Source organism: [Actinomadura] parvosata subsp. kistnae, assembly GCF_900323885.1.
Taxonomy (GTDB): Bacteria; Actinomycetota; Actinomycetes; order Streptosporangiales; family Streptosporangiaceae; genus Nonomuraea; species Nonomuraea composti.
The window spans coordinates 744,900-769,611 of record NZ_OOHJ01000015.1 but is presented as its reverse complement, the minus strand read 5'-3'; the positions used below and the strand labels follow the sequence as shown (position 1 = coordinate 769,611).

At 71.3% G+C, this 24,712-nt stretch carries 23 protein-coding genes and 2 pseudogenes; 16 read left to right on the top strand and 9 right to left on the bottom strand.

What is annotated here, in order from left to right:
* Positions 1 to 39: 39 nt before the first annotated feature.
* The 3 genes from KIS93_RS18175 to KIS93_RS18165 all read left to right on the top strand — a co-directional run bounded on the left by KIS93_RS18175 (position 40) and on the right by KIS93_RS18165 (position 3,821).
* Entirely contained in the window at positions 40 to 1,140 is a 1,101-nt protein-coding gene (locus KIS93_RS18175) for a branched-chain amino acid ABC transporter permease (protein ID WP_080036475.1), read from the top strand.
* A gap of 31 nt (positions 1,141 to 1,171) precedes the next feature.
* Positions 1,172 to 2,461 carry an ABC transporter substrate-binding protein gene (locus KIS93_RS18170; protein WP_080036476.1) on the top strand — a complete coding sequence of 430 codons (1,290 nt, stop codon included), beginning with the start codon at positions 1,172 to 1,174 and terminating at the stop codon, positions 2,459 to 2,461.
* 721 nt (positions 2,462 to 3,182) lie between these two features.
* On the top strand, positions 3,183 to 3,821 hold the full coding sequence (locus tag KIS93_RS18165; protein ID WP_230465949.1) for a GntR family transcriptional regulator: 639 nt from the start codon (positions 3,183 to 3,185) through the stop codon (positions 3,819 to 3,821).
* Between the two features lie 239 nt (positions 3,822 to 4,060).
* Here KIS93_RS18165 and KIS93_RS18160 read toward each other — a convergent pair whose 3' ends face one another.
* Positions 4,061 to 4,441: a TetR-like C-terminal domain-containing protein gene (locus KIS93_RS18160; RefSeq protein WP_246005309.1), complete on the bottom strand. Its 381-nt coding sequence runs from the start codon at positions 4,439 to 4,441 to the stop codon at positions 4,061 to 4,063.
* Between the two features lie 9 nt (positions 4,442 to 4,450).
* A pseudogene (locus tag KIS93_RS67530) lies at positions 4,451 to 4,576 on the bottom strand (TetR/AcrR family transcriptional regulator); the annotation flags it as partial.
* Positions 4,577 to 4,735: 159 nt separating this feature from the next.
* Here KIS93_RS67530 and KIS93_RS18155 point away from each other — a divergent pair.
* The 3 genes from KIS93_RS18155 (at position 4,736) to KIS93_RS18145 (ending at position 6,779) form a co-directional block, all read left to right on the top strand.
* Positions 4,736 to 5,176, top strand: a complete 441-nt coding sequence (locus KIS93_RS18155) for a DoxX family protein (protein ID WP_080036480.1) — start codon at positions 4,736 to 4,738, stop codon at positions 5,174 to 5,176.
* Between the two features lie 64 nt (positions 5,177 to 5,240).
* Positions 5,241 to 6,131 (top strand): VOC family protein, encoded by an 891-nt coding sequence (locus tag KIS93_RS18150; protein ID WP_080036481.1) that lies wholly within the window; start codon positions 5,241 to 5,243, stop codon positions 6,129 to 6,131.
* Between the two features lie 120 nt (positions 6,132 to 6,251).
* Entirely contained in the window at positions 6,252 to 6,779 is a 528-nt protein-coding gene (locus KIS93_RS18145; protein WP_080046427.1) for a DinB family protein, read from the top strand.
* A 2-nt stretch (positions 6,780 to 6,781) separates the two neighbouring features.
* Here the strand turns inward: KIS93_RS18145 and KIS93_RS18140 are convergent, their stop codons facing one another.
* From KIS93_RS18140 to bla, 4 genes are all read right to left on the bottom strand, one after another.
* Positions 6,782 to 7,597, bottom strand: coding sequence for an endonuclease/exonuclease/phosphatase family protein (locus KIS93_RS18140; RefSeq protein WP_080036482.1), 816 nt, complete (start codon positions 7,595 to 7,597; stop codon positions 6,782 to 6,784).
* Between the two features lie 49 nt (positions 7,598 to 7,646).
* Complete coding sequence (locus KIS93_RS18135; protein WP_080036483.1) at positions 7,647 to 8,036, bottom strand: hypothetical protein; 390 nt, start codon at positions 8,034 to 8,036, stop codon at positions 7,647 to 7,649.
* 178 nt (positions 8,037 to 8,214) lie between these two features.
* Positions 8,215 to 10,404 (bottom strand): transglycosylase domain-containing protein, encoded by a 2,190-nt coding sequence (locus KIS93_RS18130; protein WP_080036484.1) that lies wholly within the window; start codon positions 10,402 to 10,404, stop codon positions 8,215 to 8,217.
* Complete coding sequence (bla, locus tag KIS93_RS18125) at positions 10,404 to 11,336, bottom strand: class A beta-lactamase (protein ID WP_080036485.1); 933 nt, start codon at positions 11,334 to 11,336, stop codon at positions 10,404 to 10,406. Before bla ends, KIS93_RS18130 begins: the two co-directional genes overlap by 1 nt.
* 247 nt (positions 11,337 to 11,583) lie before the next feature.
* Here bla and KIS93_RS18120 point away from each other — a divergent pair, with 247 nt between their 5' ends.
* From KIS93_RS18120 to KIS93_RS18095, 6 genes are all read left to right on the top strand, one after another.
* Positions 11,584 to 12,537, top strand: coding sequence for an alpha/beta fold hydrolase (locus KIS93_RS18120; RefSeq protein ID WP_080036486.1), 954 nt, complete (start codon positions 11,584 to 11,586; stop codon positions 12,535 to 12,537).
* Positions 12,538 to 12,558: 21 nt separating this feature from the next.
* Entirely contained in the window at positions 12,559 to 12,945 is a 387-nt protein-coding gene (locus tag KIS93_RS18115; protein WP_080036487.1) for a hypothetical protein, read from the top strand.
* Between the two features lie 56 nt (positions 12,946 to 13,001).
* Complete coding sequence (locus KIS93_RS18110) at positions 13,002 to 13,328, top strand: YidH family protein (protein ID WP_080036488.1); 327 nt, start codon at positions 13,002 to 13,004, stop codon at positions 13,326 to 13,328.
* 4 nt (positions 13,329 to 13,332) lie between these two features.
* Positions 13,333 to 13,668: a DUF202 domain-containing protein gene (locus tag KIS93_RS18105; protein ID WP_080036489.1), complete on the top strand. Its 336-nt coding sequence runs from the start codon at positions 13,333 to 13,335 to the stop codon at positions 13,666 to 13,668.
* An 80-nt stretch (positions 13,669 to 13,748) separates the two neighbouring features.
* A complete protein-coding gene (locus KIS93_RS18100) occupies positions 13,749 to 14,030 on the top strand; it encodes a hypothetical protein (RefSeq protein WP_155126384.1) in 282 nt (93 codons plus the stop codon).
* A 126-nt stretch (positions 14,031 to 14,156) separates the two neighbouring features.
* A complete protein-coding gene (locus tag KIS93_RS18095) occupies positions 14,157 to 14,582 on the top strand; it encodes a hypothetical protein (protein ID WP_080036491.1) in 426 nt (141 codons plus the stop codon).
* Here KIS93_RS18095 and KIS93_RS18090 read toward each other — a convergent pair.
* Both KIS93_RS18090 and KIS93_RS18085 read right to left on the bottom strand, forming a co-directional pair.
* Positions 14,579 to 16,423 (bottom strand): ABC transporter ATP-binding protein, encoded by a 1,845-nt coding sequence (locus KIS93_RS18090; RefSeq protein WP_080036492.1) that lies wholly within the window; start codon positions 16,421 to 16,423, stop codon positions 14,579 to 14,581. The genes KIS93_RS18095 and KIS93_RS18090 overlap by 4 nt on opposite strands.
* The gene (locus KIS93_RS18085) at positions 16,420 to 18,144 is read right to left on the bottom strand and encodes an ABC transporter ATP-binding protein (RefSeq protein ID WP_080036493.1); all 1,725 of its coding nucleotides are present in this window, start codon (positions 18,142 to 18,144) and stop codon (positions 16,420 to 16,422) included. Before KIS93_RS18085 ends, KIS93_RS18090 begins: the two co-directional genes overlap by 4 nt.
* 188 nt (positions 18,145 to 18,332) lie before the next feature.
* Between KIS93_RS18085 and KIS93_RS18080 the strand changes: the two genes are divergently transcribed.
* Together KIS93_RS18080 and KIS93_RS18075 are read left to right on the top strand one after the other, a co-directional pair.
* Entirely contained in the window at positions 18,333 to 18,812 is a 480-nt protein-coding gene (locus KIS93_RS18080; RefSeq protein ID WP_080036494.1) for a nucleoside deaminase, read from the top strand.
* Positions 18,813 to 18,848: 36 nt separating this feature from the next.
* Positions 18,849 to 20,162 (top strand): sensor histidine kinase, encoded by a 1,314-nt coding sequence (locus tag KIS93_RS18075; protein WP_080036495.1) that lies wholly within the window; start codon positions 18,849 to 18,851, stop codon positions 20,160 to 20,162.
* Positions 20,163 to 22,526: 2,364 nt separating this feature from the next.
* Here the strand turns inward: KIS93_RS18075 and KIS93_RS68965 are convergent.
* A pseudogene (locus tag KIS93_RS68965) lies at positions 22,527 to 23,120 on the bottom strand (NACHT N-terminal helical domain 7-containing protein); the annotation flags it as partial.
* 59 nt (positions 23,121 to 23,179) lie between these two features.
* On the opposite strand from KIS93_RS68965, the gene KIS93_RS18070 reads away from it, so the two are divergent.
* Positions 23,180 to 24,043 carry a transglutaminase-like domain-containing protein gene (locus KIS93_RS18070; protein WP_080036496.1) on the top strand — a complete coding sequence of 288 codons (864 nt, stop codon included), beginning with the start codon at positions 23,180 to 23,182 and terminating at the stop codon, positions 24,041 to 24,043.
* A 21-nt stretch (positions 24,044 to 24,064) separates the two neighbouring features.
* Entirely contained in the window at positions 24,065 to 24,712 is a 648-nt protein-coding gene (locus KIS93_RS18065; protein ID WP_080036497.1) for a TetR/AcrR family transcriptional regulator, read from the top strand.

Sequence of the window (24,712 nt, the reverse complement as noted above, 5' to 3'; positions counted from 1 at the left end):
AGGGCCGCGCCCCACATACCGGCCGGACGGTCCCGCAGGGTGCGCGGCCGGCCCCTGCTCTACACCTCCTACACGCAGGACATGGCGCTGCTCGACACCCCCGCCAAGAAGACGGGGACGGCGGTGCTCGTGCTGCTCGCCTTCGCGCTGGCCGTGCTGCTGCAGGACCGGTCGCTCGAAGTGCTCGCCGGGGCGTACGCGCTGGCCATCGGGGCCATCGGGCTCAACCTCGTCACCGGGTACGCCGGGCAGGTCTCCCTCGGGCACGCCTTCTTCGTCGCGATCGGCGCGTACACGGCCGCCGCCCTGTCCGGCCCGCCCGGCGGCGACACCCTCGGCTACGGCCTGGCCGAGCTGTGGATCTGGCTGCCCGCCGCCGGCCTCGCCGCCGCCGCGGCCGGCGTGCTCGTCGCGCCGCTCGCCACCCGGCTGCGCGGCCTCTACCTCGCCGTCGTCACCCTCGGGCTGGTCTTCCTCGGCGAGCACGTCTTCAAGGAATGGGACGAGCTGACCGGCGGGCCCGGCGTCGGCAGGGAAGCGGCCGTGCCGCAACTCCTCGGCGTACGGCTCGACCAGGACGGGCCGCTCGGCACCAAGGAACAGCTCCTCTACACGCTCATGCTCACCCTGCTCATCGTCTTCGCCGTCGCCGCCCGCAACCTCGCCCGCTCCCGCGTCGGCCGCGCCTTCGCCGCCATCCGCGACCGCGACATCGCCGCCGCCGTCATCGGCGTGCCCCTCACCCGCTACAAAGTGCTCGCCTTCGGCATCTCCTCCTTCTACGCGGGATGCGCGGGCGGGCTGCTCTACACCATCTCCGGGTACGTCGAGCCCGGGTCGTTCAACCTCCTGCTGTCGGTGCAGTTCATCGCCATGGTGCTGATCGGCGGGGTGGCCACCGTGTCCGGATCCATCGCCGGAGCGCTGTTCATCTCCCTGCTGCAGCCCGTCACCAGGTCGTTGCCCGCGCTGGTGCCGTTCATCAGCGCGGACACCACCAAGACGCCCAACGTCTTCCAGGTCGAGACCGTTCTCTACGGGCTGCTGATCGTGCTCTTCCTGATCTTCGAGCCTCGGGGCCTGTACGGCTTGTGGATCCGGGTGCGGAACTACTGGAAGGCGTGGCCTTTCTCGTACTAGCCCTGTATAGCCCTGTATAGGAGGAACCTCCATGAAGAGTCGCTGTGCAGTCACCTACGTCGCCATAGCGGCCCTTCTGTCCGCGTGCGGCGTCTTCCGGGGGGACGACCAAGGCAGTACGGGCGGCGCCGCCGCCCAGGCTCCCGGCGTCACCAGCGAGCCCTGCCCGTCCGCGGTGGACAGCAAGAAAGGCTGCATCTACCTCGGCACCATCTCCGACCTCACCTCCGGCCCCTTCGCCGCACTCGCCGTCCCCATCACCGACGCCCAGAAAGCCTTCTGGGCCCGCGTCAACAAAGCCGGCGGCATCGGCGGCAAATACGAAGTCGACGTCACCAAATACGTCAAGGACAACAAGTACAACCCCGAAGTGCACCGCCAGGTCTACAACGAGATCAAAGAACACGTACTCGGCCTCGCCCAGACACTCGGCTCACCCACCACCGCCGCCATCCTCGGCGACCTCAAAGCCAACGACATCGTCGCCGCCCCCGCCTCCTGGACCTCCGCCTGGGAATTCGAGGACGTCATCATCGAAACCGGCTCCAACTACTGCGTCGAAGCCATGAACTCCGTCGACTACGCCGTGGACACGTACAAGGTCAAAACCGTCATGGCCGTCCACCTCGCAGGCGACTACGGCGCCGACGCCGCCGCCGGCGCCAAATTCGCCGCCGCCCGCGACGGCCTGACCTTCACCAACGTCGAAACCCCCAGCGGCGCCACCGAACAAGGCCGCGCCATCACCGAGATCACCAAGAACAAACCCGACCTCGTCATCCTCACCACCGGCCCCGCCGACGCCGCCACCATCATCGGCCAGGCCGCCGCCGGCGGGTACAAAGGCCGCTTCATCGGCACCGGCCCCACCTGGAACCCCGCCCTCCTCAAATCCCCCGCCGCCCCCGCCCTCAAAGCCCTGTACGAACAGTCGGCCCCCGGGAAGCCCTGGGACGCCGACACGCCCGGACACAAGGCCATGCGGGCCGCGCTGCCCGGCGTCACCCCCAACGACGGCTACACCTCCGGCTGGGCGTGGGCGTACCCCATGAAAGCGGCCCTGGACGCGATGGTGGCCGGCGGGAACGTGAGCAGAAAAGGCCTGCTGGAAGCGGTGAAGACACTCAAGAGCGTGGACTACGAAGGCATGCTGCCGGCGGAGGCCGGAAACTACGCGGACCAGACGGCCGTGTTCAGACAGACACTCATCAACAAGGTGGACGAGAAGGCACCGACAGGCGTCACCACCGTCAAAGACTTCTTCACGGGACCCACGGCCAAGGCACACACCTTCGACGGCCCCTGCTTCGCCAAACTCTAGGCCGCCCACCCCAATCCCCTTTACCGGGTTGGCCGTTGGGAGCCCGCCCCGAAAAAAGGGCTTCGCTGTGTGGCGCTTCGCGCTCTGGGGCTCAGGCGTTTTTGACTTTGGCGCCTGGCGGCGCACCCCACGGCGCCTTTGGCGCCTCTCGCCCGCCCGAATCCCGTTTACCGGGTTGGCCGTTGGGAGCCCACCCTGAAAAGCGGCTGCGCCCCAGGGCTTCGCTGGGGGCGCTTCGCGGCCGATCATCGGCGTGACCGCGGCGTCGTCCCGGTCGCCATCCTGACCGGAGGTGACCAACGGTCAGGTGATCTGGCGGCCACCAACGCTCCGGCCATGATTTTCACCACACAGGCTATGGATCCGGGTCACCGGTCGATCTGCTGCGCCGGCCAGCGGGAAGGCGTCACACTGTTGACCGAGCCGAGTGGCCGGCGCGAAAGAGCAGGAGCAGTGAGCAAGCGCGACACGTACACCGTCACCGCCGGCAGAAGTGACGACTGGTGGGCTTTGACCGTCTCCAGGCCCGCTTTGAGGCGCACCTGCCACACCCAAGTGAAGCGCCTGGAGCAAGCAGAGGTCACGGCCTGACACCTCGCGGAGACCCTCGTCAGGCAAAGCCACCGCGACGTAAGCAGCATCACTGCGCAGCCGTCCAGCGGCGTTATGCCAGGCACTAGAGTGCCTCAGCGTGCCGGATTCAGGAGGAGGCGACATCCGCTTGGGTGACAAGACGCCGAGGTGGGAAGGCGGCCAGGAGAGCGATCCCGCAGAACGCGCTCGTAAGGGACAGGTCCGGGAGGGGCAGGCGGCGCCGCGCGTTCTCGTGCGGCAGGCGTTGCCGACGGAGCCCGCCGTCCGGGCCTCCGCCTCACTGTTCCTGGCGGAGGCGCAGCGTCAGGGCCTCAGGGCGGGGCGGCGGATGTTGTACGTCGGGCTGGAACCGGCCGGTGAGCAGGTGGCGGCCTGCCTGCGGATCGAGCCTGGCATGGACGTCGTGGCGCGGCGCAAGATGATGACCGCGAACGACGTCCCCGTGCGCATCGCGACGAGTTACTTCCGCGCCGACCTGTTCGGCGGCACCCGGCTGGCCGAGCCCGAGTTCGTACGGCCGTCGCTCCAGTCCGCGATCGTCGCCCTCGGCCACACGTTCGGTCACGCCGAGGAGAGCCTGATCGCCCGGCCGCCGACGGCGTTCGAGCGCGAGACGCTGGAGCTCGATCCGGGGGAGTGGGTCGTGCAGGTGCTCAGGGCCAGCTACTCCAGCGAAGACATCCCTGTCCACGTCCTCGAAACGATCTGTGCGGCGAGCCGGCACGTCTTCTCCATCACGCAGGTCGCGGGCCACGACGAGTTCTGAGCCTGCGCTCACCGCCCATGGCGTAGGTCAAACGCACGTCTCTGAAGCGCGACCCAGGCGGGGTGCAGGTCCAGGGTGGCAACGTAGGGCCGGTGCAGGTCCAGGGTGGCAACGTAGGGCCGGTGCAGGTCCAGGGCGGCAACGTAGGGCCGGTGCAGGTCCAGGGGCGCAGCGTAGGCCGGGTGCAGGCTCGAAGGTCGCAACGGAGGTTGCCTCGCGTTGAAAACCCGCCCGGGGCTTCAGCGCAGGGCGCCGAACATGAGCCGGATCATCGAGCGGGCGAGAGCCTCAGGATCACCGTCCGCACTCTCCGGCAGCGCGCCGCTCAACCAAAGGCTGGCGAACCCGTGGGCCAGTGACCAGGCGGCGATCGTGGTCAGCCGGTCGTCCGCCGGCCTCGGCGACAATGAACTGGCGCTGGTGACGAGCACCTGGGCGGCCCGCTGGTGCGCAGACTGCACGCTGGGATCGTCGACCCGGTACAACTCCGGCCGGAACATCACCTCGAAGTAGGGCCGGTGATCGATGGCGAAGCGGACGTAGGCGACGCCGACCTCCCACACGTCTTCGGCCGCCCGTTCAAGGGTCTCGGCGAACATCTCGAAACCCTCGGCGGCCACGGCCGTCAGCAGCCCTTGCTTGTCGCCGAAGTGGTGGGCGGGGGCGGCATGCGAGACCCCGGCGCGCCGGGCCAGCTCGCGCAGGCTCCATCCGGCCGGGCCGGATTCGCTGATGGCCTGAAGGGCGGCGTCGATGATGGCGCGCCGCAGGTTGCCGTGATGGTAGGCCTGCTGGCTGATCTACCCCACCTCCATGCTCGGAATGCCTCACCGTTCTACCCCTGCATCCTATCTTGACGTTGACAAGATACGGGCGCACCCTTCAATCTTGCCGGTGACAAGATTGGAGGACGGATGGTTCCGTTCATCGCCCTCACCGGCGGCTTCGTCGTCCTGCGGCTCATCGGTCTCATGGGGGTCGAGGTGCTGGACGCCTGGCAGCCCGCGCTGCGAGGCGCGCTCGCCCTGATGTTCGTCTTCACCGGCGTGCCGCACTTCCTGCCCTCGTGGCGCCGTGACTTCGTCGCGATGATCCCGCCGGTGTTCCCCGCACCGGCCCTGCTCGTCACCCTCACCGGCGTCCTTGAGCTGGCCGGCGCGGCCGGGCTGCTCGTGCCCCCGGTGGCGCCGTACGCGGCGGCCGGGCTGGCGCTGCTCATGGTCGCCATGTTCCCCGCCAACGTCTCGGCGGCCCGCCGGGGCCTCACCCTGGCCGGCAAGCCCGTCACTGCCCTGCCCGCCCGTACGGCCTTGCAGCTGCTCTTCATCGGGGCGGCCATCGCGGCGGCCGTCTGAGCCGCGCCCCGGCCAGCCCCATCGGCCCCAACCCTGCCCCTCCCACGGAACAAGGACCAAGCACATGGAAACGCCCGGCCGCAGCGCCGACATCGACTCCATCGACCACACCGTGCTCATCACGACCGACCTCGCCGCCGCGTCCGCCCGCTACGAACGCCTCGGCTTCACGCTCAGCCCCGTCTCGCCCCACCTCCTGGCCGAACGCCCCGGCGGGCCGCTCCTGCCCACCTGCACGGCCAACCGGTGCGCCTACTTCGGCCGGTCGTTCATCGAGCTGCTCGGCATCGTCGATCCGGTCGCGCCCGACCCGTGGGGCGTGCACGAGCTGCGGCGCACGTACCGGGGGCTGCTGATGACCCTCGGCTCACGCGACATCAAGGTCACCGCCGAGCGGCTGCGGGCCGCCGGGCTGGCGTCCACGGGGGTCCGCGCGCTGGAACGCGAGGTCACCACCCCGGACGGGCCGCGCACCGTGCGCGCCGACAGCGTCCGCGTCGACGCCGTCCACACTCCCGAGGGCGCGCTCCAGGCCACCCAGCACCACACCCCGCAGTACGTGCACCAGCCCCACTACCTCGGCCACCCCAACGGCACGGTCGGCCTGCACGGCGTGCTGCTGGTCGTGCCCGACGGCGAGGTGGACGAGCACGAAGAGCGTTACGCCCGCCTCCTGGACGCCGACGTGCGGATCGACGGCGCCAAGCGGGTACTGCCGCTGCGGCACGGCCGGGTGGAGATCGTCGCCCGTTCCGCGCTCGACGGCCTCCTGCCCGGGCACGTACCGCCCGCCGTGCCCCTGCTGGCCGCCCACACGGTCGCCGTCCGGGACCTGAGCGCCGCACGCGAGCTGATCGAGGGCAACGAGATCCCCACCCGCATCACCCCGGACGGCGGCTTCTACGTCGCGGCGCAGGACGCCTGCGGCGTGCCGCTCGCCTTCACCACGGAGTGACGGGAGGGCCCATGGTTCACGTCCTCGACGGCGACGATCCCGAGGTGTGCCGCCGTGAGGAAGCGGCACGACGGATAAAAGCGATTCACGGGACGGGCCCGGGTGTGCGAGCATCGGCCGGTGTCCGGAAACCGATGTGAGCTGCTCCGCTGGCAGTTCGAGTTCACCTGGTCCCTGTTCGAGTACCACCTGGAGCGGCTGAAGCCGGAGGACTTCCTGTGGGAGCCCGGCCCGCACTGCTGGACCGTGCGCCGCGACGACGGCGGGGCGTGGCGGCCGGACTGGGCGGAGAGCGAGCCGGACCCCGTGCCGGTGCCCACGATCGCCTGGGTGAGCTGGCACATCGGCTGGTGGTGGAGCGTGGCCCTCGACCACGCGCAGGGGCGCGCGCCGCGTGACAGGTCCGAGGTGACGTGGCCGGGTGACGGGGAGAGCGCGGTCGCGTGGTTGCGCGGGCTGCGCGAGGAGTGGCTGGCGGTGCTGGACGGGCTCACCGAGGCCGACCTGGAGGCCGCCGCGCCGTTCCCGTGGCCGGAGGGGTCCGGGCTCACGGTCGCGCACATGGTGGCGTGGGTGAACGCCGAGCTGATGAAGAACGTCACCGAGATCGGCCAGCTACGCCTCCTGCGCGCCGCCGGCGCCCCGTGACGTCACGACATCGGTACGAGATCCGCCACCAGGCCGAAGTGGTCGCTGGCCCAGACGCCGTCCACCGGACGGTCGAAGATCTGCCGGCAGTCCACCAGCCGCAACGTCGGCCCGCTGCCGTGGCACCGTACGAACAGGTAGTCGATGCGCCGGCCCGTCTCCAGCGGCCAGTTGCCGCCCCGCACCAGCGGGTTGTGGGGTGTGAACGTGTGCCCGGCCTCGTGCGGGCGCGCCCACGCCCACACGTCGCGGTAGGCCACGCTCATCCCCTCCAGAGACTGCAGCCCGGACCAGAACCGGACGCTGGCCGCGTCGGGCGGCGCGTCGAAGTCGCCCGCCACCACCACGTGCACGTCGCCGTCCAGGCCGCCCGCGACCTCCTCGATCAGCCTCGCCGTCCGGACGGCCTGCAGCTCGCGCTCGCGTTCGTGGCCGAGCCGGAAGGACGGCTTGTGGTTGACGAACAGCAGGCGCCCCCGCCGTAGCTCCGGGACCTCGACCTCGGCGAGCCCGGCCCATCCCGCGAACTCCGACGGATCCACCCGGTCGGTGACGTCCAGCCGCAGCTGCCGCACCCCTCGCAGCGGCCAGCGGCTCGCGATCGAGGCGCGCGTGCCGTCGGCCTCCCCGCCCTTCTGGTGGACGACGTGGTAGCCGGGGCCCAGCAGGTCGATGACCTGGTCGTAGTCGTCCGTCACGACGGACTCCTGGAGGGCGACGAGGTCGGGGTCCAGCTCGCGGAACCCGTCGATCAGCACCTGCCTGCGCCTGCTCCAGGAGCCGTGGCGAGCCCAGAGGTTCAGTGTGGCGACGCGCATGCCCGGGGCGCTACCCGATCAGTGGCCGCGCGAACGAGCCGCCGGCAGATCACCGGTCGAACCAGCGGCCCGCGGAGGGCGTGAGGAGCAGGACGACGGCCGCCACGGGCAGCACGCTCCAGGCGAGCGGGCCGCCGCCCCCGCCGGACCCGGCCGCGGCCAGCGCCAAACCGCAAACGGCCACCTCGACCCCCACGGCTCCCCATCGCACCACCCTCCGGCGGGACGGCCAGCGGGCCACCAGCAGCCACGAGAGCACGACGAAGGCTACGGAGGCGAGCAGGAGCAGCAGGAACGCGGTGGCCAGGCCGGAGCCGATGAGGAGGTAGGCGGCGAGCGCGGTGCCCACGACGCCGCAGGCCACCTGGAAGGTCAGGATGTATCGGGCGATCAGCGCGGTGGGCGGTACCTGCTCGACGCGGGTGTCCTGGGTCGTCACAGGGACATTCTGTCCGGCGGTGACGGACCGCGAGAAGGCCCGGGAAGGACCGAGGAGTCCGTCGACGCCCTGCGCACCGGTTGAATGGCGGGCGGTGTCGCTGGGGGAATGAGTACCTCTCGCGGCCATGGGATGGCCCGCCGTCTCGTTGAGAGGGCGGGCCGTCCGCGGGGGCGGGTCAGTCCAGGTAGTTCTCCGGGGAGAGGGTCACCTCCGGGGAGGCGTCCCCCGCCTGGTTCTCACCTGCCGCGTCTTCCCCCAGCGGGTCCTCCCCGGGCGGGTCCTCCGGGTTCTTGTCCGGGCGGCAGGCGGAGGAGCAGCCCTCGAAGCGGTCGCGGTCGATCGGGGTGAACGGGGTGGCGGGGACGTCGCGGAGCGCGGAGAGCATGGTGTCGCGCCAGATGGGGCCGGGGATGCTGGCTCCCTGAACGGAGCCGTAGGAACGGCCGCCGATGGTGACGCCGGTCAGCTTGTGCTGCTGGGAGCCGCGGGGGTCGCCGAGGCTGACGGCGGAGGCCAGGTCGGGGGTGAAGCCGGCGAACCAGGCCGAGGCGTAGTCGTCGGTGGTGCCGGTCTTGCCGGCGGCGTCGCGGTCGAGACCGCCGACGCCGCTCATGGTGCCCTTGGTGAAGACGCCTGACAGGACCTCGGCGGTGGCGTCGGCGATGGCGGGGTCCAGGGCTTGGCGGCATTTGGGGCGGTAGCGGGTGGTCCGGCCGTCGCGGTCGGTGATCTGGGTGATCGCGAGCGGGGCGCAGTACTTGCCGCGGGCGGCGATGGCGGCGTAGGCGGTGGCGACGGTCACGGGGTCGGACTCGTTGATGCCGAGCGTGAACGTCTCGTACTCCTGCAGCTTCTTGCCGTCCGCGCGCCGGATCCCGAGGGCCTTGGCCGTCTTGACGGTCTCGCAGAGGCCGACGCGTTCCTCCAGTTCCATGAAGAACGTGTTGACCGAGTTCCAGGTGCCGGTCCTGAGGGTCTTCCAGCCGGGGGAGCCCTCGTCGTTGGTGACGGTGTGGGACGGGTCGCCGACGTTCTGGCCCTTGCAGGTCTTGAACGTCGAGTACGCCGGCGCCCGGTAGCCGGCGCCCGCGGCGATGCCGTCGTCCAGCTTCATGCCCTGCTGCAGGGCCGTGATCAGGGTGAACGTCTTGAACGTGGAGCCGGGCTGGAAGCCGATGCCGCCTCCGTGGGCGGTGTTCGCGACGACGTTGTAGGAGATCTCGTTCTTGGCGGCGTTCGTCCCGTAGCGTCGGCTGGCCGCCATGGCCTTGATCGCGCCCGTGCCGGGTTTGACGAGGGCCTGGGCGGCGACGGGGGCGTCCGACGGGTGCACGTACCGCTTGATCGCCCGGTCGGCCGCCGCCTGCATGGCGGGGTCGAGGGTGGTCGTGATGGTCAGGCCGCCGCGGTTGAGCATCGCGAGCCTGGCCTTGGACGTGCGGCCGAAGTCGGGGTTGCCGAGGATCTCGTGGCGGACGTAGAGGCAGAAGTACGGATACTCGCTGCTCTCGCAGCCGCCGGGGATGCGGGTGCCCTTGTAGCCGAGCTTGGTGGCCTTGGCCTTGGCGGCCTCGGCGGCGGTGATCCTGCCCAGCTCGGCCATCCGGTCCAGGACGACGTTGCGGCGGTTGAGGAGGCGTTCGCGCTGCCGCCGGCCCAGGTTCGGGTCGGTGGCGTTGGGGTCCTGGACGGCGCCGGCGAGCGTGGCGGCCTGCGGGAGGGTGAGGTCGGCGGCGGAGACGCCGAAGAAGCGCCGGGCCGCCGCCTCCACCCCGTAGGCGCTGGCGCCGAAGTAGGCGATGTTCAGGTATTTGGCGAGGATCTGGTCCTTGGTGTATTTCTGCTCGATGCCCATCGCGTAGCGCAGCTCGTTGAGCTTGCGCGCGTAGCTGGCCTCGACGGCCGCGTTCCGCTCCGCCTCGGTGCCGGCCGAGTTGAGCAGCACCTGCTTGACGTACTGCTGGGTGATGCTGGAGCCGCCCTGGCTCACCTTGCCCGACTGCAGGTTGGTGGCGAGGGCGCGCAGGGTGCCCTCGATGTCGATCGCCCCGTGCTCGTAGAAGCGGAAGTCCTCGATCGCGACGATCGCCGTCTTCATCGTGTCGGCGATCTCGTCGAACCCGACGACCTCGCGGTACTCCTCGTAGAAGCGGGCGATCTCGCCGCCCTTGGCGTCGCGCACGATCGTGACCTCCGCCGGCGGCGGCTCGGCCAGGTCGAGCGGCTTGAGGTTGACCTCGCCGGCCGCCGTCACGAAGCCGATCCCGGCGCCCCCGACCGCCGGGATCGCGAGCGCGGCCACCACCAGACCCGCGGCCGTGCCGGCGGTGGCCAGGCGCAGGATGTTCGTCCCCCGACGCGACATCAGAGCCTGCCGAGCCCGCGGGCCAGGATCGTGGCGGTCTTGGCCACCACGGAGTCGTCGGTGGCCGCGACCGTGCGGTGGGTGTAGACGGCCAGGATGATCGGGGCGGCGGACGTGCCGTTCGGCCAGGCGACGGCGATGTCGTTGGCGCCGCCGATCTCGCCGTTCGTGCCGGTCTTGTCGCCGATCTTCCACGTCTTGGGCAGGCCGGCGCGGATGCGGGCGTCGCCGGTCTTGTTCGCGATCAGCCAGGCGTTGAGCTGCTCGCGGTCTTTGGCGTTCAGGGCGCCGCCGGTCGTGAGCGCGCGCAGGTCGCGCGCGATGGCGGCGGGCGTGGTGGTGTCGCGCTTCTCCTTGGGGGTCCAGTCGTTCAGCTCGGTCTCGTAGCGGTCGAGCCGGGAGACGGGGTCCTTGAGGGAGCGGAAGTACTTCGTCAGCCCGGCCGGGCCGCCGATCTGCTTGAGCACCATGTTGGCCGCGGTGTTGTCGCTCTCGGTGATGGTCGCCTCGCACAGCTTGGCGACGCTCAGGCCGTCCTCGACGTGCTTCTCCGTCGTGGGGGAGTTGGGCTTGAGGTCGTCGGCCGTCCACTTGACGACCTTCTCCATCAGGCCGGGCTCGGTGGTGCGGGCGCGGTGCAGGGCGGCCGCGCACAGCGGCGCCTTGAACGTGGACAGCAGCGGGAAGCGCTCGCCCGACCGGTAGCCGACCGTCTTGCCGGTCGCGGTGTCGATGGCGTACGCGCCGATGCGGCCCTTGAAGGACGCCTCCAGCGCGCGCAGCTCCTTCGTGACCTGGGCCTGCCCGGTCTGGGGCGCCACGACCGAGGCGGCCGTGGCCGGGGCGGTGCCCGTGGTGAGGGCGCCGCCCGCGGCGAGGGAGAGGGTCAGGGCGGCCGCCTGGAGCGCGGCCCGGGAGCGGAGGTGTCGCATGCCTTGTGTCCTCGCTGTCGTGTGTTGAAAGCGGTTGATGGGTTCGGAGGTGAGGAGCAAAGCAGATGCGATCACGTGATGTCTAATAGCGATATCGCGAAACGATCGATATCCAACGCCGTATGGGTGCAGGTCAGCGGCTCGGAGAAGCCCGCCGGCCAGGTTTTGCCGGAACGGCAACAGGATTCGCCCGCCGCCCCTTCCACGGCGGAGAGTTGGCACGGATATTGCGAGATGGAGGGCGTACATGACACAGACCCATCGCCTGGTCGAGGTGCCGGGCGGCCGGATCCACGTGGCGGAGCAGGGCAGCGGGCCGCTGGTGCTGCTGGTGCACGGTTTTCCCGAGTCGTGGTACTCCTGGCGCCACCAGTTGCCCGCCCTGGCCGCGGCCGGGTTCCGCGCGGCGGCGATCGACGTGCGCGGCTACGGCCGTTCCTCCGCGCCCGCGCGCGTCGAGGACTACCGGATGCTGGCCCACGTCGCCGACAACGCGGCCGTGGTGCGCGCGCTCGGCGAGCGCAGCGCCGTGGTCGTCGGCCACGACTGGGGGTCGTCGATCGCCGCGAACAGCGCCCTGCTCAGGCCGGACCTGTTCCGGGCGGTCGGCCTGATGAGCGTCCCGTACGCGCCGCGCGGCCCGCACCGGCCGACGGACGGCTTCGCCACGGTGGGCGGGGACGAGGAGTTCTACGTGAGCTACTTCCAGGCGCAGGGCCGGGCGGAGGCCGAGATCGAGCCGGACGTGCGCGGCTGGCTGGCCGGGTTCTACCAGGCGCTGTCGGCGGAGGGGCAGGGGGCGTACTTCGTGCCGAGCGGCGGGCGGCTGCGTGACCGCTTCGTGAAGGACGCGCTGCCGTCCTGGCTGACGGAGGCCGACATGGACGTGTACGCGGGCGAGTTCGAGCGCACCGGCCTGACCGGCGCCCTGAACCGCTACCGCAACGTGGACCGCGACTGGGAGGACCTGGCGGCCTGGGACGGCGCGCCGATCACGCAGCCGGCGCTGTTCGTCGGCGGGACGCTGGACGCCAGCACCACGTGGATGGCCGGCGCCATCGAGGCGTTCCCCCGGACGATGCCGGGCCTGTCCGGTGCGCACCTGCTGGACGGCTGCGGGCACTGGGCCCAGCAGGAACGCCCGGACGAGGTCAACGCGCTGCTCATCGACTGGCTACGTTCGGTCACCGCAGGGGCGTGAACCCTTGGGTAGGGTCGAGACATGCCTCGACTCAAGAGCCGGTTCTTGCCCCTGGCCCTCTTCGCCGCCTGCGTCCTGGCAGCGGGCTGCAGTGAGGTCAACAACACCATCGACAAGGCCCAGGCGTGCCTGGAGGCACCGAAGATCATCACCGACCTGGGCGCGCAGATCAGCAAGCTCACCGACGACCCGCAGGCCATGGACAAAGCCATCGACGACGCCGCCGGCAAGCTGAACGACGTGGCCGACCAGGCCGCCAACACCACGCTCAAGGAGGCCACCGACAGCATGGCGAAGACCTTGACGAGCATCACCGTCCAAGACGCCAACGACGCTGTCGACGCGCTGCAGAAGGTCACCTCCGAGAGCGCGGCCTACGTGGAGAAGGTGGCCCAGGCCTGCAGCTGAGCCGCCGCTAATCCCGGCTTCTCTAGGGGAAATGGGTACGAATTAGCGTATTTCCCATGGAACCCGACCCGCGTTTCACCTTGGCCAACGAACGCACCTTCCTCACCTGGCTGAGCACGGCGCTGGCGCTCAGCGCGGGTGGGGTGGCCATGGCGGCGGTGCCGTCCGACGTGTTCGTGCCGTGGATCCGTACCGCGCTGGCCATCGTGCTGGTCACGCTCTCCGCGCTGGCGGCGGGCATGGCCTACCCGCGCTGGCGCAACATCCAGCGCGCGCTGCGGCAGCAGGCGCCGCTGCCGCCGCCCGCGCTGGCGGCCGTCTTCGGGTACGGCGTCGCGGCCGTGGCCGTCGTCGCCCTCGTCCTGATCATCCTGTCCGCGTGACCGTATGACCGCTGAAGAGGAGATCTGGGACAGGGGGCTGCAGAGCGAGCGCACCCGGATGGCGTGGGTGCGCACCGCCGTGGCCCTGTCCACCGGCGGGCTCGGCGCGGCCGGGCTCGCCGTCCGGCACGGCCTGCCCGCGATCGCCGTCGCGGGCTTCGCGATGGCCGCGCTCTGCGGCGGCGTGCTGCTGATCAGGACGCGGCTGCGCTACCGCCGCGTCCAGGCCGCCCTGCACGCCGGCCGGCCGCTCGACGCGGGGGTGGACGTGGTGTTCGCCTGGCTCGGGACGCTGAGCGTGGTCGCGGGCGCCGTCACCTTTGTCTTCTCCATGAGATGAGGCTGGTTGCGGGATTCCGATGAGGAGGCGGACACTCGGAATCAGGGGGTGACCTCACAGTGGAAGAGGAACTCAGGAACGTGCCTTTCGAGTGCCGCGGCTGCTGGCACGTCTGGCAGGAGGACTACGTCGTCAGGCACACCGAAGATGATCACGGTAACGAGGCGGACGTCTGGCTGCGGGCCGGCCTGCGCGTCCCGCCGCCGTCGTCGGGCGCCATCTGCCCGCAGTGCGGCTGCCAGCAGGCGACCACGTTCCCGGACGGCTACCTGCGGCGCCATCCGGAGCTGATCCCGCCGGCCGAGCCGAGGGGGCCCGACGCGACGCCGCTGCTCAGCCCGGTGCCCAGGCCGCTCTACTGACCGCGCATTCTGACAGGCGGTAAGTGTTTCCTGGCCATCGGTGTCATAAGCCCGTCTTGAAGGAGAATCGTAACCGGACGGACACTCGGAGTGACAAGGCGATCAACCGGCCGGAAGGTGCTCCCTGTGCCCGAGGATTTCGAGACCCGAGAGACGTGGCCCTTCGAATGCCTGCGCTGCCTGCACGTCTGGGAAGAGGACTTCGTCGTCAGACACCTCTCCGACGCCTACGGCAACGGGGGCGACATCTGGCTCAGCTCGGGGGTCCCGGTACCGCCGCCCTGGTCGGACGCCTGCTGCCCGGCCTGCGGCGGATACCGGGTGACGTGGTTCCCCTCCGGACACCCGATCCGCGTCCCCGAGCCCGAGCATGAGCCCGAACCCGAGTCCGGACAGAACGAGCCGGTGCCGCCGGTCAGGGCGCCCGCTCCCGTTCCGGAGCGGGCGCACCTGCCCGGCAGGCTCCTGGTCGCGCTGGGCGTGCCGCTGGCCCTGTTCGTCGGTTACGAGCTGTTCGCCAACGCCGTGGCCTCGGTGCGCCCGCACCCTTAGGAGCTGAGGCTCTCCAGCCACGCCCGGTGCAGCCCGGCGAAGCGGCCCGCCGAGGCGATGAGCTGGGCCGGCGGCCCGTCCTCGACGATCCGGCCGCGATCCATCACCAGCACCCGGTCGGCGATCTCCACCGTCGAGAGCCGGTGCGCGATGATCAGCGCCGTGCGCTCGGCGAGGATCGTGCGCAGCGCCCGCTGCACCAGCCGCTCGCTCGGCACGTCGAGGCTGGAGGTGGCCTCGTCGAGGATCAGCACGGCCGGATCCGCGAGGAACGCCCGCGCGAACGCGACGAGCTGCCGCTGCCCGGCCGACATCCGGCCGCCGTGCTTGCCCACCTCGGTGTCGTAGCCCTGGGGCAGGCCGGCGATGAACTCGTGGGCGCCGATGGCCTTGGCCGCCTCGCGGACCTGGCGGTCGGTGGCGTCGGGCTTGCCGAACCTGATGTTGTCCGCGACCGTGCCGTTGAACAGGAAGTTCTCCTGCGTCACCATGACCACGGCCTGGCGCAGCGTCGGCTCGTCGAGCCGGCGCAGGTCGACGCCGTCGAGCAGCACGCGCCCCTCGGTCGGGTCGTAGAAGCGGGAGATGAGCTTGGCCAGCGTCGTCTTGCCCGCGCCCGTCGCGCCGACCAGCGCCACGCTCTGGCCCGCCGGGATCGTCAGGTCGAGCCGGGGCAGGATCGGCATCTCCTTGACATAGGCGAACTCGACGCCGTCGAAGCGCACCTTGCCGCGCGCCCTGCCGTGCGGCAGCGCCTGCGGCTCGCGCGGCTCGGGCACGGCCGGCTCCTCCTCCAGCACGCCCGACAGCTTCTCCAGCGCCGCGCCGGCCGACTGCAGCGTGTTGTAGAACTGGCTGATCTCCTGCATCGGCTCGTAGAACGAGCGCAGGTACAGCATGAAGCCCGCCAGCACGCCGGGCGACACCTCGCCGTGCAGGGCCAGGTAGCCGCCGTAGAGCAGCACGGCGCCGATCGTCATGTTGCCGATCAGCTTGACGCCGGTCATGAACGTCGCGCCGAGGACCATGCTGCGCGCGTTCGCGTCGCGGTAGTCGTCGTTGAGCTGCTCGAAGATCTCCTGGTTGCGCGGCTCCCTGCGGAACGCCTGCACCGCGCGGATGCCGATCATCGACTCCACGAAGTGAACGATCACCAGGGCGACCGTCTCGCGGGTCCGCCGGTAGACCACGGCCGACTGCCGCTGGAACCACTTGGTGAACAGCAGCAGCAGCGGGATCGGGATCAGCGCCACCAGGCCGAGGTGCACGTCCAGCACCAGCAGCAGCACCGCCGTGCCGACCAGCGTCAGCACCGCCTTGACCAGCGCGTCGAAGCCCGACTGCACCAGCTCGGCGATGGCCTCGATGTCGGAGGTCAGCCGGGAGATCACCCGGCCCGAGGTGTACTGCTCGTGGAAGCTCAGCGACAGGCGCTGGAAGTGGTCGAACACCCTCCTGCGCAGCGTCAGCAGGATGCTCTGCCCGACCGCGCCCATCAGCCGCAGGAACGCCTGCCGGGTCAGCGCCTGCGTGACCGCCGCGACCAGGATCACCGCGACCACGGTGACCAGGATCCCCGCCCCCGAGCCGTTCGTGATGGGCGGGATGCCCGCGTCGATGCCCACCGAGACCAGGTAGGGGATCGACAGGCCGGCCGCGTTGGAGACCACGATGATCGCGACGAGCAGCGCGATCCTCCTCTTGTACGGCCGCAGCAGGTCGCCCAGCAGCCGCCGCGAACGCGCCCGCAGCAGCACGGACACCCGGTCCGTCAGCTCCTCCTGGTCCTCGGAGGCGACGCCGCGCCAGGAGTCGCTCTTCTCCTGAACCGTCGTGGTCATCGGAGTGCTCCTTCCGCCGCGTCGTCGAGGTCGGCGTCCTGGGCCAGCAGCTCCCGGTACTCCGGAACCCGGGCCAGCAGCTCGCGGTGCTGCCCGACGTGCGTGATCGTGCCGTCGCGCAGCAGCGCCACCTTGTCGGCCAGCAGCACGGTCGAGGCGCGGTGGGCGACCACGATGCCGGTCGCGTCGCGCAGCACGTGCCGCAGCGCCTCCTCCACCAGGGCCTCGGTCTCGGCGTCGAGCGCCGACAGCGTGTCGTCGAGCACCAGCACGCGCGGCCTGCTCAGCACCGCCCTGGCCAGGGCGAGCCGCTGCCGCTGCCCGCCGGACAGGGACAGCCCCTGCTCGCCGATGCGGGTGTCGAGGCCCCACGGCAGGTCGTGCACGAACATCGCCTGCGCGGTGCGCACCGCCTCCTCCAGCTCCTCGTCGGTGGCGTCGGGGCGGCCGAGCTTGAGGTTCTCGCGCACGCTCATCGAGAACAGCGTGGGCTCCTCGAACGCGGTGGCGACCACCGAGCGCAGCGTCTTCAGGTCGAGGTCGCGCACGTCGTGCCCGTCGATCGTGACGCGGCCCTCGGTGGGGTCGAGCAGGCGCGGCACCAGCGCGGTCAGCGTGGTCTTGCCCGCCCCGGTCGCGCCCACGACGGCCACCGTCTCGCCCGGCCGGACCTCCAGCCACACGTCGCGCAGCACCGGCTTGTCGGAGTCGGGGAAGCGGAAGCCCACGCCCTCGAAGCGCAGGTGGCCGCGCGGCTCCTCGATCGTCTCGGTGCCGCCCTCGATGGCCGGGACGGTGTCCATGACCTCCATGAGGCGGTCGGCCGAGGTCATCGCCTCCTGAGCCATGACCAGGAGGTAGCCGAGGCTCGCCACCGGCCAGACGAGCTGCAGCATGAGCGTGGTGAAGGCGATCAGCGCGCCCAGCGTCAGCGCGCCGGAGCCGACCGCGAGCGCGCCGATCAGCAACACCAGCGCCAGCGTGATGTTGGGGATGATCTCCAGGAAGGAGAAGAACTTGGCCGACAGGCGCACCTTGTCCATCGAGGAGCCGTAGACCTTGCGCGCCGCGTCGTCGTACTGGTCGTAGACGTGGTGGCGGCGGCCGAACGCCTTGATCGTGCGGATGCCGATCGCGGACTCCTCGACGAGCGTGGCCAGGTCGCCCTGCTCGTCCTGCACCTGGCGGGAGATCTTGATGTAGCGCTTCTCGAAGCGCTGCGACGTCCACACGATCGGCACGACCGAGGCCAGCACCAGCAGGCCCAGCGGCCAGTACATGTTCAGCAGCAGCACCGTGACCGTGACGACCTGCAGCACGTTCATCACGAGGAACAGGGCGCCGAAGCCGAGGAAGCGGCGGATCGTCGACAGGTCCGTCGTCGCCCGCGATAACAGCTGCCCGGACTGCCAGTCTCCGTGGAAGCCCATGGGCAGGCGTTGCAGGTGCTCGTACAGGTCGTCGCGGACGGCGGTCTCCAGGCCGAGCACCGGTTTCACCTGGATGTAGCGCCGGAACAGGATGAGCAGCGCCTCTAGCGCGCCGACGCCGATCGCGAGCAGCCCCAGGGGCAGCAGCGCGCCGGAGTCACCGTGTTCGACGGGCCCGTCGATGACGGACTTGATGATCAGCGGGAACACGATGACGAGGCCGACACCGACGAGCGCGGTCAGCCAGATGATGACCAGTCTGGCGACGTACGGGCGGAGATACGGCTTCATCCGCCACAAGGAGTTGGAAGACAGCAGGGGACGGCGAGGTTTGTGCGTATCGGGAGGCATCCCTTCTAGGCTAATACGTGGGATCAACCGATTTTCTGTGGCCCCAAGGCCGGATATCCGTACATGACGTGGGGAAACATGAATGCTCATGCACTTTCGGCGGGCCGTTACCTTTGCTGGAGTCTGTTGTGATCGAGTCGTCCGAGCTGCCGTACCTGCGCCGCTGCGTCGAGCTGGCCACCCGCGCCCTGGAGGTGGGTGACGAGCCGTTCGGCTCCGTGCTGGTCTCCGGCGACGGCACCGTGCTCGCCGAGGACCACAACCGGGTGGCGTCGGGAGACCGCACCCGCCACCCCGAGTTCGCCCTCGCCCGCTGGTCCGCCGAGCACCTGACGCCCGAGCAGCGCGCCGCCGCCACCGTCTACACCTCAGGCGAGCACTGCCCCATGTGCGCCGCCGCCCACGCGTGGGTCGGGCTCGGGCGCATCGCCTACGTCGCCTCCTCGGCCCAGCTCGCCGCCTGGCTGAGCGAGCTGGGCGTGCCGGCGCCGCCCGTGCGCACGCTGCCGGTCGCCGAGATCGCGCCAGGAGTGATCGTCGACGGCCCCGTGCCCGAGCTGGCAGAGGAGGTCCGCGAGCTGCACCGCCGCTTCTACACATCCGTTTGACCTGCGGTTTGTACGACAGGTGGCACAGTCGGACGTATGATGCACGGCCGCTCCATCAGGGCCCGGATGACGATCGCGACGGTGGTCTCGTTCGGGGTGCTCATCCTGGCCGGAGTGACGCTGATCTCCGTCATGTACCCGATGCTCGTCCGGTCGGACCTCGTGGACCAGGCCGACGAGGCCAGCCGCCGCATCACCACCGTCATCGACGACCGGCGCTACACCGGGCCCATCCCGCCCCAGGACAACGTCAGCATGCTCCAGGTCGTGGACGCCCGCGGCCGGGTCGTCGCGGCCAGCGCCGCCGTCGCGGGCCGCCCGCCGCTCACCTCGGCCCGGCCCGGCGGCGGCGACCCCCGCGTCAGCGACCGGGTGTGCCAGGGCCGCGGCTGCATGCTGGTCGTCGGGACCAGCAACCACATCAGCGCCTACGGGCCGGTCGTGGTCTACGCGGCGGTGCGCGAGCCCGTCCTGCTGCGCTCCTCGTTCCTGCCCCTGGTCCTGTACGGCTCCGCCGCCGCGCTGCTGGCGCTGATGGGCTGGGCCGCCTGGTACGGCGTCGGGCACGTGCTGGCCCCCGTGGAGTGCATCCGGCAGGGCCTCGAACGCATCAGCGCCGAGGACCTCACCCGCCGGGTGGACGTGCCCTCGACCGGCGACGAGGTGGCCGAGCTGGCCGTCACCGTCAACGACACGCTCGGCCGCCTGGAGGACGCCGTCGAGCGGCACCGCCGCTTCGTCTCCGACGCCTCCCACGAGCTGCGCACCCCCATCGCCGGGCTGCTCGTCCGGCTGGAGGCCGGCGTCGAGGAACGCACCGAGGCCGACTGGCGGGCCGCCATGGACGACGCCCAGCGGCTGTCCGACATCGTGGGCGACCTCCTGCTCATGGCCCGGCTGGACGCCGGCGTGGAGATCGGCTCCGACCGGTTCGAGCTGGGCCGGCTGGTCGAGGAGGAGGCCGCCCGCCGTCCCGGCCGCCTCCCCGTGACCCTGGACGTGCAGCCGGAGGTGTACGTCCGCGGCAGCCGCCTGCGCCTGGCCCGGCTGGTCGCGAACCTGCTGTCCAACGCCGACCGCTACGGCGACACGCGGGTGTGGGTGTCGGTCGCGGCCCGCGGCGACGAGGCCGTGGTGGAGGTGTCCGACGACGGGCCGGGGATCCCGGAGGAGATGCGGGAGCGGGTGTTCGAGCGGTTCACCCGCCTGGACCGCACCCGGTCACGGGACACCGGGGGGAGCGGGCTCGGGCTGCCCATCGCCCGCGACATCGCCCGGGCCCACGGGGGTGACCTCCGGATCGAGGACGGGCCGCGGACCCGGATGGTCCTGCGGCTGCCGCGCGACTAGCCGGGCCGCCGCCCGCAGCTCCTCGTCCTCGACGCCCGGATGCTCCGCCAGGATCCGGAGGAGGCGGTCGAGCGGCTCCTGGCCCGCCCCGCGCCCGGCGGCCATGATCACCAGATCGAGCACGTAAGGCCCCGGCAGCGCGGGGGCGTCGAGCGCCAGCCGCCTGAGCACCCGGTCCGTGTAGCGCGGCGACGGCGACCCCGACAGCGCGCGCTCGTACAGGGCGCGGTCCGGGGCGTCGGCCAGCAGGAGCGCCAGCAGGTCGGCGGCCGGGCTGCGCGGATGCGCGTCCAGCGTGCCGGCCACCTCGTAGTAGGGGATCAGGTTGACGAAGAGATGCCCGAGCGAGGTGTCGTCGCGGAAGGAGATCTCCCGCATCCAGCTCTCGTCGCTCGCCCGCAGCCGGGGCGGGCTGTCGGAGTCGGCTCCGGGCCAGGTGAAGAAGACCAGGTCCCGCGAGTCGAAGACCGGGTCCCGGTCGAACGCGACCCGCATTGTCCGCGTCCCGTCGCTCAGCTCGTGACGGACGTGCAGCGTGCGGGTGAGCGAGTCCCACTCCGCCCGGCTGAGCTGGGAGTGCCAGAGCCGGGCGATCCGGCGCCACCGCTCGTTCGCGTGCTCCGGCTGCTCGACGCGGAACAACTCCGTGCCCGCCAGCGGCTCGTCCGACGACAGCACGGCGAGCAGCAGCAGGTTGGCGCTGTGGACGGCGCACCGGGCGGTCAGCTCCATGTTCCGCACCGGCTGGTACGCGTCGTACACCGAGCCGGGCCGGCCGTGCAGCGCCGCCGCGAACAGCTCGCACAGATGGCCCGTCAAGAGGCGGCGCCGATCGGCCGGGACGGCGTGGCGCAGGCCGTACCGCAGGAAGTCCGCGATGGGCGCCCGGACGGTGAAGGCGGCGAACGACGACAGCGCGTGCAGGTAGGCGTCGTCCGGCGGGGCGGGACGGCGGGACCCGGCGGCGGCCAGCTCCTCCGCCAGGCCGGACAGCTCCCTGACGACCAGGCGGGCGATCAGGTACTCGCCGAAGGTGGCGTGCAGGAACTCGTAGGTCGTGAGCCGCTCCTCGTCGCGCAGGGCCTGGGAGGTGTGCACGAAGAAGAAGCCGCCGATGACGCCCTCCGCCCGCGGCACGGCGCGGCGCGGCCCCGCCGGCCGCCGCGCCTCATCGACCAGCAGCGCCCGCAGGTCGGCGTCCAGGTCGGGCTCGGCGATCCACTGCAGGCCGCGGTTGAACATCGCGAACGCCGTGATCGACAGGCGCAGCAGCTCGTCCTCCACGGCCCGCTCCAGCTCGCCGCCCGCCAGACGGGGATGGGACCTGCCGACCTCGCGGACGGCGAAGTCGTGCAGCAGCCGCTCGTACAGCTCCGCCTCGTGCAGGTCCACCGGCATGTGGCGCAGCGCGTTCGCGTCGGCGTCGTACAGGGCCAGCATGAGCAGGAGCAGGGGCTGCCCGGCGAGCTGGCGGACGGCCAGCACCTTGTCCAGGGGCAGCGGCTCCAGGCCGCGGCGGCGGAAGTGCCCGCGGTTCACGTGGTTCCACGTGGCGACCCACTCCCGGATCTGGTCGTCGTCGAAGGGCTCCAGCTGGAGGACGAGCGTCTTCTCGGGGATCCGCGCCCGGTCCGCCACGGCGGTCCTGGACGTGACGATGACCGCCAGCGGCCGGCCCTTGTCCGCCTGGTCCTGCTGGAACTGAGCGACCCGCTCCAGGTAGTCGGTCTGGTTGACGCCCGTCGCCTGGAGCAGCTCGTCGAAGCCGTCCAGCATGACGACCGGGAGCGCGCCCTCGGCGGCGTGCGCGAAGTCCGGCCACGACATCGGCTCGTCCAGTGCCGCCCGGATGCCGTGCTCGATCTGCGTGCGCACGTCGCCGTCGGCGGGGACGGCGCGCAGCTCCACCCTGAGCGGCAGGAACGACGCGGCGGCCAGCCGCGCGGCCAGCACCCGGGTCAGCGACGACTTGCCCGCGCCCGGCTGCCCGAGCACCAGGAGAGGTGTCCTGGTGGCCTGGGGGAGCGTGAGATGGCCGGTCAGGAACGCGTCCAGGCGGCTGTGGCGGGGCAGCTTCGCCCAGACGTCCTCCGACATGACGAGGTGGCGCCAGGAGGAGACGAGCAGGCGGTAGGCCGGGTTGACGTAGCCCTCGTCCAGCGGCGGGATGGTCACCCCGCTCGGCGTGGCGGCGGCGCTCACGATCGGCCGCCGCAGCGTGGCCCGGTTCGAGCGGACGAGCGCCGCCAGCCGCTCGGACGGCCCGCGGGCCGGAGGGAGCCTGGCCACCTGCTCCTGGATCCCGGCCAGGCCGTGCGCCAGACCTCGGATCTCGTTCCTGGTGGCCTGGTGCTCGACGCGGTCGGACCAGGAGGCCACCTCGGGGAACTCGGCGACGAGCCGCCGGAACAGCTCCTCGTAACGGCGCACCGCCCGGGCGGGCAGGTCCGCGGGCAGCCGGTCGCGGGCGGTCTCGTCCCACGTGTCCCACAGCGCGAGGCCGGACAGGAGCTCGACCAGCGGGCCGGTGAACGAGCGGTACACGCGGCCCAGGTCGGCCAGCACGTGCTCGTAGGGCAGGTCGGGGGCGGGCATGGGCAGGGGCTCGATCAGCACGCCGAGGTGCTCGGCGCGGGTGATCCGGCGCTGGTCCTCCGCGGTCAGCTCGCGCAGCACGTCCGTCTCGGCCAGCGCCTCCAGGTACGCGGTGACCACGATCACCGAGTGGGCCGCGACCAGCCGCCGCGTCGCGTCGTACCGGCTCAGGCCCTTGACCTTGTCGCGCAGGCCCCGGATGAAGGCGTCGCCGAGCCGCACCGCCTCGCCGCGGGCGTCGAACAGGTCGATCGCGCCCATCCCGAACAGGGCCAGCGACGACGCCTTGTCGAGGAGGTTCGTGATCCTGCTGGGCCCTCCGAGCAGGACGACGGCGTCGTGATAGGTCAGGATCTGCCGCACGGCTCCAGTCTGCCGAAAACCTGTGGCGTCGCGGGGACCCGTTACGCACACTGGCGGGCATGCTCGACTTCTACGCGACCCAGAGCACCTTCACCGACCCGGGCCCGCTGGCCGCGTGGATCGACGGCGTGCCGCGCGAGCTGATCAGGGAGTCGGCCGCCCGGCTGGTCTTCCACTACTGGGCCAACGGGGATCTCGCCCGGCACGGGTTCACGCCCGGCCGGGTCGGCGAGGTGAACCTGCGTTACGCCGACGCCATGCTGGCCAGGGCCAGGGAGCTCGATCCGGCGCCGCCGCCGGCCGGGCGGGAGGCGACCGGGCGGGTGCTGGGGTGCTGCCGCGACAACACCGTCCTGTACCTGGCGCTGGCCCGCCACCACGGCATCCCGGCCCGCGCCCGCTACGGCTTCGCCGACTACCTGATCCCGGGGTGGTGGCTCGACCACATGATCCCCGAGGTGTGGGACGGCGAGCGGTGGCGGCTGGTGGAGCCGGAGTTCGAGCAGGGGTACACGACACCCGGCGAGAGCGAGCCGCTGCCGCTCGGCGACATGCCGCGCGAGCGGTTCCTGACGGCCGGGCGGGCGTGGCGGTCGTGCCGGGCCGGGAAAGCCGATCCGCGCCGGTTCGTGACGGCGCCGGGGATCGAGGACCCGAGACTCAGAGGGCTGCCGCTGATCGCGAGGAGCGTGGTGTTCGACCTGGCCGCGCTCAACAAGCACGAGATGCTCACCTGGGACCGGTGGGGCGCGATGGACGACCTGCCCGGCGAGCGGGTGGACGATCTGGCCGCCGACATCGAGGCCAGCCGGTTCAGGCAGGCGTACGCCGGCCCGGACGTCGTGGTGCCGGACGTCGTCGCCGGCTACCCGCCGCCCGACCACCGGCGGACGGAGATCAAACTGAGAGCGGCCGGAGCCTGACGCCCGTCCATAGAATGAGCCATGAGCACTGAGCCCCTCTCCCGGGGACGCATCGTCGCGGCGGCCATCGACCTCATCGAGCGGGAGGGCGCCGACGCGATCTCCATGCGCCGCATCGCGGCCGAGCTGGGCGTGGGCGTCATGTCGCTCTACAACCACGTGCCCGGCAAGGACGCCCTGCTCGACGGCGTGGCCGAGTCGGTGCTGAGCCGGATCGAGTTCACCGACGACCCCGACGCCCACTGGACCGACCGGGTGCGCGTGCAGGCCAGGGCGTTCCGGCAGATCGCCCACCACTACCCGCGCTCCACGATGCTCGTCGTCAGCCGCCAGCTCCACTCCGCCGCCGGGCTGCTGCCCGTCGAGCGCGCGCTGGCCACGCTGCGCGGCGCCGGGTTCGACGGGGCCGACGCGGTGCGGATGCTGCGGATGTTCATCGCCTACATCGTGGGCTCGCTGCTGCGCGAGGTCGGGGTGACGCCCACGTTCGCGCCCGTGCAGACCAGGACGATCCAGCCCGACGGGGTGGACCCCGCGCTGTTCCCCGAGGTCAGCTCGCTGTCGGCGCTGCTCGGCGCGTGCGACCACGAGGAGGAGTTCGAGTTCGGCCTCGACCTGCTGATCACCGCGATCGAGGCGTACGCGGGGCGTCGGGAGGGCACCCGGTGA